General features: G+C 56.5%; 11 protein-coding genes and 1 rRNA gene. 1 reads left to right on the forward strand and 11 read right to left on the reverse strand.

Going from position 1 to position 13,746, the window contains the following annotated elements; translation table 11 throughout:
* The 11 genes from FOI68_RS18760 to dnaA form a co-directional block, all read right to left on the reverse strand.
* Positions 1–64: ribosomal RNA gene (locus FOI68_RS18760) — 16S ribosomal RNA — on the reverse strand; the annotation flags it as partial.
* Positions 65–515: 451 nt separating this feature from the next.
* On the reverse strand, positions 516–1,619 hold the full coding sequence (locus FOI68_RS18765) for an HD-GYP domain-containing protein (RefSeq protein ID WP_082059666.1): 1,104 nt from the start codon (positions 1,617–1,619) through the stop codon (positions 516–518).
* Positions 1,620–1,776: 157 nt separating this feature from the next.
* Entirely contained in the window at positions 1,777–4,281 is a 2,505-nt protein-coding gene (gene gyrA / locus FOI68_RS18770; RefSeq protein ID WP_029100581.1) for a DNA gyrase subunit A, read from the reverse strand.
* Positions 4,282–4,386: 105 nt separating this feature from the next.
* Positions 4,387–4,929, reverse strand: coding sequence for a YdbC family protein (locus tag FOI68_RS18775; protein ID WP_051188305.1), 543 nt, complete (start codon positions 4,927–4,929; stop codon positions 4,387–4,389).
* Positions 4,930–5,029: 100 nt separating this feature from the next.
* A complete protein-coding gene (locus FOI68_RS18780; protein WP_143864018.1) occupies positions 5,030–6,217 on the reverse strand; it encodes an MFS transporter in 1,188 nt (395 codons plus the stop codon).
* A 227-nt stretch (positions 6,218–6,444) separates the two neighbouring features.
* Entirely contained in the window at positions 6,445–8,370 is a 1,926-nt protein-coding gene (gene gyrB / locus FOI68_RS18785) for a DNA topoisomerase (ATP-hydrolyzing) subunit B (protein WP_029100579.1), read from the reverse strand.
* Complete coding sequence (gene remB, locus FOI68_RS18790) at positions 8,370–8,654, reverse strand: extracellular matrix regulator RemB (protein ID WP_029100578.1); 285 nt, start codon at positions 8,652–8,654, stop codon at positions 8,370–8,372. The genes gyrB and remB overlap by 1 nt, the downstream gene beginning before the upstream one ends.
* A gap of 12 nt (positions 8,655–8,666) precedes the next feature.
* A complete protein-coding gene (gene recF / locus FOI68_RS18795) occupies positions 8,667–9,785 on the reverse strand; it encodes a DNA replication/repair protein RecF (RefSeq protein WP_029100577.1) in 1,119 nt (372 codons plus the stop codon).
* A 16-nt stretch (positions 9,786–9,801) separates the two neighbouring features.
* Positions 9,802–10,017, reverse strand: a complete 216-nt coding sequence (gene yaaA / locus FOI68_RS18800) for a S4 domain-containing protein YaaA (protein WP_029100576.1) — start codon at positions 10,015–10,017, stop codon at positions 9,802–9,804.
* Positions 10,018–10,044: 27 nt separating this feature from the next.
* Positions 10,045–11,184: a DNA polymerase III subunit beta gene (gene dnaN / locus FOI68_RS18805; RefSeq protein WP_029100575.1), complete on the reverse strand. Its 1,140-nt coding sequence runs from the start codon at positions 11,182–11,184 to the stop codon at positions 10,045–10,047.
* Positions 11,185–11,398: 214 nt separating this feature from the next.
* Positions 11,399–12,760, reverse strand: a complete 1,362-nt coding sequence (gene dnaA, locus FOI68_RS18810; protein WP_029100574.1) for a chromosomal replication initiator protein DnaA — start codon at positions 12,758–12,760, stop codon at positions 11,399–11,401.
* A 565-nt stretch (positions 12,761–13,325) separates the two neighbouring features.
* Between dnaA and rpmH the strand changes: the two genes are divergently transcribed.
* Entirely contained in the window at positions 13,326–13,460 is a 135-nt protein-coding gene (gene rpmH / locus FOI68_RS18815) for a 50S ribosomal protein L34 (RefSeq protein ID WP_081656608.1), read from the forward strand.
* Positions 13,461–13,746 lie beyond the last annotated feature (286 nt).

Below are 13,746 nucleotides of genomic sequence, written 5' to 3' on the forward strand. Positions count from 1 at the left end.
CGACTTGCATGTATTAGGCACGCCGCCAGCGTTCGTCCTGAGCCAGGATCAAACTCTCCAATAAAGTTGAGTTGAATCATTAGCTTCAAGAAAAAGAATTGCTAGGCTCGTTCAACGCTTTCGCTGTTCAGTTTTCAAGGAGCATTTCGAGTTGGTCAGCCGCCCGATCATCAGCGGCGACAATTCAATACTATATCAGGTGTCTCACAAGAAGTCAAGAGTTTTTTTATCAATCGATGTTCTTGATTTCTTGCGTGTTCGCCTCTCGTTTGAAGCGACAAGAAGTATAGTAACACGTTTGCTGGATGAACGCAATAGGAAAATTTATAAATACATCACTTTTTTCGTCCTTAATAAAAAACGTCTGCCCCGTGCCCCGAAAACATGGCTCCGTCAAGCTTTTCTGTTACAGCCTGGCCAGCACGCAAGATCGACCCGCATGGGATCGGACGGTTGGTTTCTTCCGACTCGACCGCCACACAAACAAAGGAACGGATCTCTCCGTTCCTCAGTGTCTAACACTTTATCACCTTGACAATGGACAAGTGACGCGATTCCGCCAAGTTGATGATCCGCCCGCCCGTTTCCACCATGGGACGTGTCGGTTGGCTGCGGTCGGTAAAGACCACCTTGCCGATGGTTCCATCGCTCAGTTCCACAACCGTTCCCACAGCAAAACGGGTGATGCCGTTTACAAACGTATGCACGATGTGCGGATCCAGCTTGCCGAAGCTGTCCTGCAGGAGCTGTTCCGCCACCAGATAGGAAGAGAGCGCCTTTTGGTAGACGCGATCGGAACACATCGCATGATAGACATCGGCTACGGCCACAATTTTGCTGTACGGATGCAGCTTGCTGCCCGTCAACCCCAGCGGATACCCCGAACCGTCCTCCCGCTCGTGATGCTGCAGGGCAGCCAGGGCCACGCCTTCGTTCAAGCCCGTGGACGCCTTGATAATCTGATACCCGTACACCGTGTGCTTTTTCATCTCTTCAAACTCGTCCGGTGTCAATTTACCCGGTTTTTGCAGAATCCGGCGGTCAATCCTGGTTTTTCCCACGTCCAAAAGCGTTCCGGCCAGCGCGATTTGCATCCATTCCTTTTCCGGCATCTTCAGCCATTTGGCAATCATGTACGAAATCAGACCGACCGCGATGGAATGTTCGTAGGCGTAGCTGTCAATGCGGGACATGCTGTTCAGGGAAAGCAGGATTTCCGGCTGATCCTGCACCTGCCTGAGCAGCGGCGCGACCACTTCCCGCACTTCCATGACGGGAATGTTCTGCCCCCCTTCCACCCCGACCATCAGATTTTTCAGAGTGGCGACCGCCTTGCTGAACGACTGTTGAAACGATTGCTTCTCCCTGCTGGTCTGTGCGCTGACCGGCTGCGGTTCATTCGGCTGATCGTCCGACCATTCGACGCCGGCCGCATGGGCTTCCTCCACATGCACCTGCTCAATCATGAACGCTTCGAGAATCTCCCATTCTCTCTCGTACAAAACCGTCCCTTTGGGAAAGAGCAACCCACCCAACATCGTGTTTACATCCTCTGCCAGCTTCACTCCAACTGTTGCATTCTTCACATGTATGATGGGCAATGTCCCCACCCTCCGCATCAGTATTGTTTACTGTTATAGTACTCTTTTCCCAATTTCATGACAACGGAAATCCAAATCATAGGAAAATATGATCAGATTCCCACAGAATAAAGCAAAAAGGAAGGCGTTCCACTGCAGCGGAACAACCTTCCCTTTTATCCGATCAACATACTTGTTATTCTTGCTCCTCAGGTTCGCCGGCGGACTGGTCCGCTTCCGGCTGCTGCCCTTCTTGACTGCCGTCCGACTCTTCGTCGTCGTCGCTCGGCGGCACTTTGGCCACGGAGACGACCTGCTCGTTTTCGGCGAGGCGAATCAGCTTGACGCCCTGGGTGTAGCGGCCCATTACCGAGATGCCTTTGATCTCGGTGCGAATAATGATGCCGGACGTGGTAATGATCATCAGGTCTTCTTCCGGTTCGACCACTTTCAATCCGACAACGTGTCCGCTTCTTTCCGTGACGTTGTGCGTCTTGATGCCTTTGCCGCCGCGGGACTGCAGGCGGTACTCGTCAATCGGGGTGCGCTTGCCGTAGCCGTTCGCCGTGACGATCAGCACCTCCGCCCCCGGCTTCACGACGTCCATATCGATCACGTCATCGTCATCGTCCAGGGTAATGCCCTTGACACCGGTCGCGCTCCGGCCCATCGTCCGCACGTCGCTTTCCTTGAAGCGGACGGACATGCCGTTGCGGGTCCCCATGATGATCTCCTGGTGGCCGTCGGTGAGGCGAACACCGATCAGCTCGTCGTCTTCCCGCAGGTTGACGGCAAACAGGCCGCCTTTTCGGATATGCTCAAACGCGGACAGCTCCGTCCGTTTGATAATTCCCTTTTTCGTGGCGAAGAATAAGTAGGCGTCTCCGCCCAGTTCCTTGACGGGGATAACCGCGTTGACCCGCTCTCCTTTTTCGATCTGGATCAGGTTGATCACCGGAGTGCCCTTGGCCGTGCGGCTCAGGTCCGGAATCTCGTACCCCATCAGGCGGTACACCTTGCCCTTGTTGGTAAAGAACAAGATGTGGTCGTGCGAATTGGTGATGTACAGGTGTTCGACAAAGTCGTCGTCCTTGGTGCCGATGCCCTGTACACCGCGGCCGCCCCGCTTCTGCGCACGGTAGGTGGAGACGGGCAGGCGCTTGATGTAGCCGTCATGGGTCAGCGTGATGACCACGTCTTCTTCCGGAATCAGATCGGCATCCTCGATGTGCTCTTCGCCAAACGTGATGACGGTCCGGCGCTCGTCGCCAAACTTCTCCTTGATCTCCAGAAGCTCTTCGCGGACGATCGCGTAGATCTTGCCTTCATCGGCGAGAATGGAGCGCAGCTCGGCGATTTTCGCCAGCAGCTCCTGGTACTCGTTCTCGATCTTTTCCCGTTCCAAACCGGTCAGGCGCTGCAGGCGCATGTCGAGAATCGCCTGGGCCTGCTCGTAGCTCAATCCGTAACGGGACATCAGTCCGTCGCGGGCCTCTTCCGCCGTCTGCGATCCACGGATCAGGCTGATGATCTCGTCGATGTGATCCAGCGCGATCCGCAGCCCTTCCAAGATGTGGGCGCGGGCTTCCGCCTGCTTCAACTCGTACTCGGTCCGTCTGCGGACGATCTCCCGTTGATGCTGGAGGTAGTAGTACAGCATGTCCCGCAGATTCAGCACGCGCGGACGGTTGTCCACCAGCGCGAGCATGTTGACCCCGAAGGTGCTCTGCATCTGGGTATGCTTGAACAGGTTGTTCAATACGACTTTGGGTACCACGTCCCGGCGCAGTTCGATGACGATCCGCATCCCTTTGCGGTCCGACTCGTCGCGCAGGTCGGTGATGCCGTCGATTTTCTTTTCCCGTACCAGCTCGGCGATCTTTTCGATCAGTTTGGCCTTGTTGACCTGGAAAGGAATTTCCGTCACGATGATGCGCGGTTTCCCTTTGTCTTCCTCGATCGTCGTTTTGGCCCGCATGATGATCGATCCGCGGCCCGTTTCGTACGCCCGGCGAATGCCGCTGTAGCCGAGGATTTCCCCGGCGGTCGGAAAATCGGGCCCCTTGATGATCTTCATCAGTTCCTGAACCGTTATGTTCGGATTGTCGATCATGGACACGACGCCGTCAATCACTTCGCTCAGGTTGTGAGGCGGAATGTTGGTCGCCATGCCCACGGCAATCCCCGCCGAACCGTTTACCAGCAGATTGGGGAAACGGGACGGCAGCACGACCGGCTCTTCTTTCCGGCCGTCGTAGTTGGGTGTAAAGTTGACTGTCTCTTTATCGATATCGCGCAGCAGTTCGAGAGCAATTTTGGACAGGCGGGATTCGGTGTACCGCATCGCCGCTGCCGGGTCTCCGTCCACGGAACCGAAGTTGCCCTGCCCCTCGACCAGCATGTAGCGCATGTTGAAGTCCTGAGCCATCCGAACCATCGTTTCGTAGATGGCAGAATCCCCGTGCGGATGGTAGTTGGCCATTACTTCACCGACGACGTTGGCCGACTTCCGGAACGCTTTGTCCGGCGTCAATCCCATGTCGTGCATGGCATACAAAATACGCCGGTGAACCGGCTTCAGCCCGTCGCGGACGTCTGGCAACGCCCGGCTGACAATTACGCTCATCGCATAGCTGATGAACGACTCTTTCATTTCCTGGCTAATATCGACTTTGGGAAACCGAGCTGTTTCTTCTGCCATAAAGGGTAAACCTCCAACTGGTTTTCGCAATACGTTATTATACCATAGAGAAAGAGGTCACGTCCAAAATCTCTCCGAAACGCATCGCGGCACCAGTCCCCGGTCTCACGGCAGCACCAGCCAGGCATCCTCCAACGCGGCGATGATCGCCCCGGATGTCCCCTCCTGGTCCGGTTGGGCGGCATCCCACACCGTCGCGACGAGAAAACGCCCGCCATCCTTCACGGCTTTTCCCGCCACACCGGCGGCAGCCCCCGTCCAACCCGCCAGGCTGTCCGCTTCCGGCAAAACCGGCCGCCGTTCCAGCCGCAGCCATTTCCCAACCGCCAACGCGTCGAGCACGTTTTCCATCGTTCCCGGCATGTCGCGAACGCGTTCATAGAGCTCCACGCGGATGCGCTCATACGTCTGCTGCTGCCTGGTTTTGGCAAAAATCGGGTCGTGGTGGTTCGCCATAAACGCACGGTAAGCGGCTTCGTCCCGCCAAAAAGCGAGAATGACCGCCTCAGCCGGGTCGCTGACATTCCACCCGCCGGCCTGGCCGAGAAAGCCGTCCACCTCCCTGACGGCTCTCCACTGCTCCTGCCCCCGGGAAAAGGACTGCTTTTGGCCCTCCCTCACCTGACACGCAATCCATTTGATGAGCATGACACGCCCCCTGCTTCTTTTGTGTCCTGTCAGACCGGCCAACCGCCAACAGGCGGCCGCCTGTTCATAAAACCGGTGCTAGCAAAAAACCCGGACCGTCTCAGGACGAACCGGGTTCCAGGCGGGAATGCCGACGCCGCTCCCTGATCACGTACGCCAGGTAGATGATCAGATAGAGCAGAATCACGACGACAGAGCAGCGATACATCAGGGCAAAACCGGTTGCTTTGGCTACTGCGCCCAGGAGCATCGCCCCCGCCCCGATCCCCAGGTCGAATGCGGAAAAAAAGGTGCCGTTCGCCGCACCGCGCCGGTCGGGCGGCACGCGGTGGATGGTCCAGGCCTGCAGCGACGGCTGAACCGCGCCAAACCCACTTCCAAACAGGATGGCCGCTGCAATCAGCCCAAAAGACGTCGTGCTGTACGACAGCGTCAGAAGACCGGCAGCCAGCACGACGCCGCCGGGCAGCAGTACCCAGGCATGCCCTTTTCGGTCAAACAGTTTCCCGGCAACCGGTCGAATCAGCATCAGCGACAGCGCGTTGAACAGGAAGAACAGGCCGACATTGCCGATCCCCGCTTCCTGGCCAAACAAGGTGATAAAACTGACAATGCCGCCGTACGTCACCCCCAGAAACAGCACCAGGAGCGACGGAAACAGCGCTTTTCGCTCCACCAGTCCGCTCCGTTTTGCCGCGGGCTGCCGCCGCCCCGCGCCGGCCGGGGCGGCCATTTTCACCGGTCTGGACAGGAGCATGGCCAATGCGGTCAAAACGGACGAGATCGCGAACAGCCAGCCAAATCCGAACGATTGCGCCAGCCACAGCCCCACCAACGGTCCCTGAGCCATCGCCAGGCTGCTGAACATCCCGAAATACCCCATGCCTTCCCCGCGCCGCGCAGCCGGGATCAGATCGGAAGCGATCGTGCCGTACGTAGTCGTGGCAATTCCCCAGCCAATGCCGTGCACAAACCTAAGCCCCAGCACGAGAGCGATCGTCGCCATCCAGTAATAGCCGGCCACGCACAGCAGAAACAGGGCAAGCCCCACCATCAAGACCGGCCGCCGTCCGACCGAATCCAGCGCTTTCCCGGCAAACGGCCGAACGAGCAGGGCGGACACCGTAAACAGGCTGACGACCAGACCGACGGCCAACTGGTCCCCGCCCCGTTCGGTCACAAACAGCGGAAGCGTCGGGATCAGCATCTGAAACCCGACGAAGAGAAAAAAATTGGAGAGCGCCAGCAGCACGAAATCTTTCGTCCAAAGCGGCTCCGTTTGGTTCATGGTTTCCCCTCCAGCGTGTCGGACATATCATTTCCTATACATTATGATTTTGTAAGTTTAAAAATGTCAACAAACGAAGTGCGGCGTCATCGCTGTCGTCTCCGCCCCATAAAAAAAGCCTGCCCCATTCGGGACAAGCTTTTTCCGGTTTGTTGCGAAAACGCATGCGCTTCCTTGAAAAACGACCGGTTCCATCCGCACTCATCCGGCATGGGGGAACCGTCCCCTCAAATGTCCAAATCACGCACCGTGGCGGCATACTGCTCGATAAACTCGCGGCGCGGCTCCACGTCGTCGCCCATCAGGGTTTCGAAGACCATGTCCGCTTCCATCGCGTCTTCCAGACTGACCTGCAGCAGGGTGCGCACCTCGGGGTCCATCGTCGTCTCCCAGAGCTGGTCGGCGTTCATCTCGCCCAACCCCTTGTAGCGCTGAATGCTCGGTTTGGGCGTGCTCTTCAGCGTGGCCAGAATCTCGTCCCGCTGCTTGTCGTTGTACGCGTAGTAGATCTGCTTGCCCTGCTTGATGCTGTACAGCGGCGGCTGGGCGATGTAGACGTAGCCCGCCTCGATCAGCGGCCGCATGTAGCGGTAGAACAGCGTCAAGAGCAGCGTCCGGATGTGCGAACCGTCGACGTCCGCGTCCGTCATGATCACGATTTTGTGGTAGCGGGCCTTGGAGATGTCAAAATCTTCGCCGACACCCGTGCCGAGCGCCGTGATGATCGCGCGGATCTCATTGTTGGCGAGAATCTTGTCGAGACGGGATTTCTCCACGTTCAACACCTTGCCGCGCAGCGGCAGGATCGCCTGGAAGTGGCGATCGCGTCCCGCCTTGGCCGAACCGCCCGCGGAGTCCCCCTCCACGATGAACAGTTCGGACTCGGAGGCGTCCTTGGACGAACAGTCGGCCAATTTGCCCGGCAGCGCACTTACCTCCAGCGCGCTTTTCCGCCGGGTCAGCTCGCGTGCCTTGCGCGCCGCTTCCCGCGCCCGTGCCGCCATCAGCGCTTTTTCCACGATCCGCTTGGCCACCGACGGATTTTCCTCCATGAAGGTGGCAAAGCGGTCGCCGAACACGGACTCGGTCACGCTGCGCGCCTCGGAATTGCCCAGCTTCGTCTTGGTCTGCCCTTCAAACTGCGGCTCCGGGATCTTCACGGAAATGATCGCCGTAATCCCTTCGCGCACGTCATCACCGGACAAGTTGGGGTCCTTTTCCTTCAGGAAGTTGAACTTGCGGCTGTAGTCGTTGATGACGCGGGTGAGCGCCGTCTTGAAGCCGGACTCGTGCGTCCCGCCCTCGTGCGTGTTGATGTTGTTGGCAAAGGAGTAGATGTTGCTGACGTAGCTGTCGTTGTACTGAATTGCGACCTCTACGTGCAGCCCGTCTTTTTCCCCTTCACAGTAAATGACTTCTTCGTGCAGCGGTTCGCGGTTCTTGTTCAGGTACTCGACAAACTGCACGATCCCGCCCTCGTAGTGGAACGTCTCTTCCCGCTCCTGGCCGGGCCGCTCGTCTTTCAACGTGATGCGCAGCCCTTTATTCAGGAAGGCCAGCTCGCGGATGCGCTTCTGCAGCACCTCGTAATCAAATACGGTCGTTTCGGTAAAAATAGTCGGGTCGGGTTTGAAGGTGACCTTGGTGCCGGTTTCAGTGGTTTCTCCGACAACCGCCAGATCCGCCTCCGGAACCCCGACGTTAAAGCGCATGAAGTGGACCTTGCCGTTCTGTTTCACTTCCACTTCCAACCACTCGGAGAGCGCGTTCACCACCGAGCTGCCCACGCCGTGCAGACCGCCCGACACCTTGTACCCGCCGCCGCCGAATTTCCCCCCGGCGTGCAGGACGGTCAGGACCGTCTCGACGGTCGATTTCCCGGTCTTTTCGTGGATGCCCGTGGGGATCCCCCGGCCGTTGTCCGTCACGGAGACGGAATTGTCCGGATGAATCACCACTTCGATATTGTCGCAGTATCCGGCGAGCGCTTCGTCGATGGAATTGTCGACAATCTCCCACACCAGATGGTGCAGACCGCGGCTGCTGGTCGACCCGATGTACATCCCGGGACGCTTGCGCACCGCCTCCAAGCCCTCCAGCACCTGGATCTGGCTGGCGTCGTAATTCGTATCCTTCGTCGTTACTTGGTCCACTACTCTGTCAACTCCTCCACTTCAGCTTGTACGGGAACCTGATCCAAGCTGTCCACGAACTGAGCGCGTCGCTTCAGCGTCAGGGAAGATATGGGCGAACAGTATACGGCATCCTTGGTGATGACGTACGATTTCGTCTCCTCCACACCCTGGTCCACCACCATGCTCCGCTTTGCTTGCAAAAACGCCTGGTTCACTTTTGACGATTTGACAGACTGATGGTCGAGAATCGAAATCACGTCCTTGGTGCTCACCACAGTATCGCCACCAATGTGTATAAACATAACCTGTTCTCCCTACCTTTCCCCGGAGATTTTCCCTTCCCGCACGTAAAAACGCGAGGCTTGCTGGAGAACCTGATGTTTTAAGCCTTCCACACCCGTGGTGCTTACAAACGTCTGAACGCGATCCTGTATGGTTTCCAACAGCAGCGTCTGCCGATGTTCATCCAATTCGGACAGCACGTCATCCAACAGAAGAACGGGGTACTCGCCCACTTCTTCCTTGATCAGCTCGATTTCGGCCAGTTTGATCGACAGCGCGCTGGTCCGCTGCTGTCCCTGAGAACCGTACGTCTGTACGTCCATGCCGTTCACTTTCAGACTGAAATCGTCCCGGTGCGGGCCGATCAGCGTGCTGCCCCGCGCCATTTCCCGGTCAAACACCTCTTCGTAGGCGGCCAGCATCGCCTCTACCGCCTGCTCCGCGGCCATCTCTTCCGTCACCGGCGAACTGTTCTCATAATGCAAAGAGAGCGTTTCCTTGCCGTCGGTAATGCCGGCGTGGATCGCTCGGGCCCACGTTTCCAGCTTCCGAATGAACTCAAAACGCTTCCGTAACAATTTTACCGCTAAATCAGCCAATTGGGTATTCCAAATTGCCAGCATTTCCAGCGAGTTACTTTTCTTCATCGCCATGTCTTTCAGCAGTTGATTGCGCTGGGCCAGTACCTTGTTGTAATTGCTCAAATAGTACAGATACGTCGGAGACACCTGGCCGATTTCCATGTCGATAAACCGGCGCCGTTGGGCAGGCGCCCCCTTGACCACTCCCAGATCTTCGGGGGCGAACATGACCACGTTGAGTGCTCCGACGTATTCGCTTAATTTTTGCTGTTCCATCCCGTTGATTTTGGCCCGTTTTCCCTTGGCGGTCAACTGCAGCTCCAGACGGACCGATCCGTAGCGGCGCTCGACGTCGCTGCGGATGGCGGCAAAATCGGCATCCCAGGCGATCAGCTCCTTGTCCCGGGGCGTCCGGTGGGATTTGGCCAGAGCGAGAACGTAGATGGACTCCAACACGTTGGTCTTGCCTTGCGCGTTGTTGCCGATAAACAACTGGATGGGGCCGTCAAACGTGAGGGACAGCGCGTCGTAATTGCGAAAATGGGTTAGCGACAGGTTCTTGAGAAACAAGAATCACGCTCTCCTCTCAGCGGCGCACCACTTTGAACCGGCCGTGCCCTTCGACCGTCACCTCATCGCCGGGATACAGCTTGCGGCCGCGCCGGTTTTCCTCTTCGCCGTTGACCAGGATCGGCACTTCGGCGAGAAACGCTTTGGCCATCCCGCCGGTGTCAATAATGTCGGCCAGCTTGAGGAACTGGCCCAGGGCGATGTACTCGGTTTGAATGGACACCTCTCGCATGGATGGGCTCCTTTCCTTTTCCAATTACTAATAGGTCCGGACCGGCAGGATCAGGTGAAGCATCCAGTCATGGTCGGTCGGACGGATGACAAACGGGCTCATCGGGCCGGTAAAGCTGGCTTTGATTTCGCTGCTGTCGATGGAGCGAAGCGCGTCGATCATGTACTTGGCGTTAAAGGAGATTTTCAGCTCCTCGCCGTTGAGCGACTTGGGCACGACGATCTCCGTCACCTTCCCGATCTCCGGCGCGTTGGAGGTGATCTCCACGCTGCCGTCCGGCAGTGTCACGAGGCGCACCACGTTGGATTTGCCCTCGCGGCTCAACAGGGAAGCGCGCTCGATCGACTGCAGGAATTCCTTTGTGCCGACCGTGATTTCCGTCTTGCTGCCCTGCGGGATGATCCGGGTCGTGTCCGGATACGTCCCTTCCAGCAGACGGGAGTAGAACAAAATGTGCTTCGACTTCACCAGGATCTGATTGTCGGCCACGACGATGTCGACCGGATGTTGGTCTTCATCCAATATTTTGACCAATTCGTTGCAGCTTTTACCCGGTACGACCACATTGTGGAAGGAAAGCTCTTCCGGGCACTCCACCATCGCCGTGCGGCTGGCCAGGCGGTGGCTGTCGGTCGCGACGAATTTCAGTTGGCCGCGGTCCAGCGACCACATCAACCCGGTGAGAATCGGCCGCATTTCGGACGTGGACACGGCAAACACGGTCTGGCGAATCATCGCTTTCAGCAAATCGCCCGGCACGCTGAACACCTTGTCCTCTTCCAACTGCGGCAGCTGCGGAAATTCGTTCGCGTCCATCCCGTTGATCGTGAATTCCGCTTGGCCGGACCGGATTTGCGTCACCAGGCGGTCATCCACCTGGATCTGAATTTCGTTGCTCGGCAGTTTCCGTACGATTTCGCTGAAAATGCGCGCGGTCAGCACGATGCTTCCCGGCTGGTGAACGGTTACCCCCCATTCGTCTCCTTCCTCCGTGGGTATGAGCACTTCGATGGAGACGTCGGAATCACTGGCGGTCAGCGTCAGTCCCTCTTCATCCGCTTTCATCTTGATCCCGGTCAGGATCGGAATCGTCGTTCGGCTGGATACCGCCTTGCTGACGTGCGAAACGGCGTTAACCAGTTTTTCGCGTTGAACGGTAATGTGCATCACCGTAAACCTCCCTTTTTCCTGCCATCTCGTTTTGGGCCGCTGTGCATAATGCCCGCTTCTCTTTCATATCCTATTAGGATCTATCTTTTTTAACAGAAGTAGTACTAGGCCCTGTGGGTTTGTGGATATCCCCATTTCTGACGTAAAAGATAGCCTATACACATGTGGGTAAGTTGTGTATAGGCTTTTGGCGTTATTCACAATTCACAGGTTAGTGGTTGGCTTTCAGCTTTTCGATCAACGATTGGATCGTCGCCTGGAGCTGCGGATCGGTCGCGAGCGCCCGGGAGATCTTTTCGTGCGCGTGAATGACCGTCGTATGGTCGCGGCCGCCAAACTCGTCGCCGATTTTGGGCAGCGACGCGTCCGTCAGCTCGCGGGACAGATACATCGCGATCTGCCGTGGAAACGCTACCGATTTGGTCCTCTTTTTCGCCTTGAAGTCTTCCAGCTTGAGGTTGAACGCCTCGCCGACCGCGCGCTGGATGTCCATGATCGTGATCACCCGCGGACGGGAAGACGGAATGATGTCTTTCAGCGCTTCCGCCGCCAGGTGGGTGTCGATGTCGCGGTTGATCAGGGACGAGTACGCCACGACACGAATCAGTGCGCCTTCCAGCTCGCGGATGTTGCTGTCGATCTGGTTGGCGATGTAGATCATGACTTCGTTGGGGATGTCCAGGTTTTCCGCTTTGGCCTTTTTGCGCAGGATGGCAATCCGCGTCTCCAGATCAGGCGGCTGGATGTCCGTGATCAGTCCCCATTCGAAGCGGGAGCGGAGGCGATCCTCCAGCGTGGGGATCTCTTTCGGCGGCCGGTCGGAGGAGATGACAATCTGCTTGCTTTCCTCGTGCAGCGCGTTAAACGTATGGAAGAACTCTTCCTGCGTCTGCTCCTTGCCTGCCAAAAACTGGATGTCGTCGATCAACAGCACGTCTACGCTGCGGTATTTGTTGCGAAAATCGACGGTCTTGTTGTCTCGGATCGAGTTGATGAATTCATTGGTGAACTTTTCCGACGACAGATACACCACTTTGGCCGAGGGATTGTGCTGAATCACGTAATGGCCGATGGCGTGCATCAAGTGAGTCTTCCCCAGTCCGACTCCTCCGTAGATGAACAGCGGGTTGTACGCCTTGGCCGGCGCTTCCGCCACGGCGAGCGATGCAGCGTGGGCAAACCGGTTTCCGGAACCGATGACGAACGTGTCAAACGTGTACTTGGGATTCAGGATGCTGGGGGGCTGGTCATCGGCGTTGGCTGGAGGAGCGGACACTTTCACACGGGGCGCCGGCTGCTCTTCGGCAAAGGCGCCGTCCGTATTTTGCTGGACGACGAACTTTACTTTCATATTTACGCCGGTCACCTCATAGAGTGTATCGGTGATCAATTGAGAGTAGCGGGTTTCCAGCCAGTCCCTGGCGAAGTCGTTGGGCGCCATGACGATCAGCGCGTCCTCCTCCAGTGTGGTTGCTTTGGTCGCCTTGAGCCAGGTATCAAAACTTGGTTTGCTGAGCGATTTTTCTATCTTGGCCAGCACCTTTCGCCAGAGCTCGCTAATCGCTGCATCCAACCAGAATCCCTCCTTTCGGGCAAACGATTATGGAATGAATGAAAATGATCGGAATGGCGGATGACCAACAGGACGAATTTTCAACACGATTACAGCGTGTCGACTGTGGATAAAAAAAGTCGAAAAAAAGGGATTTCGCTCAGAGAAGCGAAAAAAAGTAGACGGTTATCCGCATCATTGTGAATACAATCATTCACAACTGAGGAAAGCTGTCCACAAACTTATCCACACACTGTGGAAAATCTGATTATCCCAATGGAGTTATGCACGTTCCAAAACAAAAACATAATAACAGATAAAAGGCATGGTATCAATGGTTTTTTCGCACTTATCCACAAACACAACCACTGGTGTTGGGTACATATTCACACCCCTATATTTTGTGTACAAGCTGTAGATAACCTTGTCGAAATGTGTGAGTGTGGATAAAATGATATCCACAAGACGGGAAATAGTTTTGTGGGGATATTTTTCCTTGGATGGCGCTGCCGGGTCCGCTTGACTTTTTAGGCAAATCTCCTTATAATGCGAAAGAATGCCTTTTGAGGACGGAGGTGTATAGGGAATGAAACCAACGTTTAATCCAAATAATCGCAAACGCAAAAAGGACCACGGGTTCCGCAAGCGCATGAGCACGAAAAACGGCCGTAAGGTCTTGGCAGCCCGTCGTCGTAAAGGTAGAAAAGTGCTTTCCGCATAGGCCACAGCTACAGTGGCCTTTTTTGCTGTATGTGATGGATATCAGTCGGGACATCACCTGACCGCAGGACTTGTGTCCGCAGCAGGCGCCGATTGGCGCCGCTCCTTGAGAGGGACTGCCCGGAGAGAACGCGCTCGCCCGGCTCACCGCTAGTGCGGCCGAGAGGGAAGAGCGCGTAGGGACAACCGGGCGGGCGTTCTTGCCGCAGATTCGAAACCTTTTGCGAATGCGTTCGTTTCTATATAGAAGAAGGTCTCGTTTTACGAATGCGGGGGACGGCAAGGAG

This window comes from Brevibacillus sp. LEMMJ03 (assembly GCF_007197875.1).
GTDB classification, from domain to species: domain Bacteria; phylum Bacillota; class Bacilli; order Brevibacillales; family Brevibacillaceae; genus Brevibacillus; species Brevibacillus thermoruber.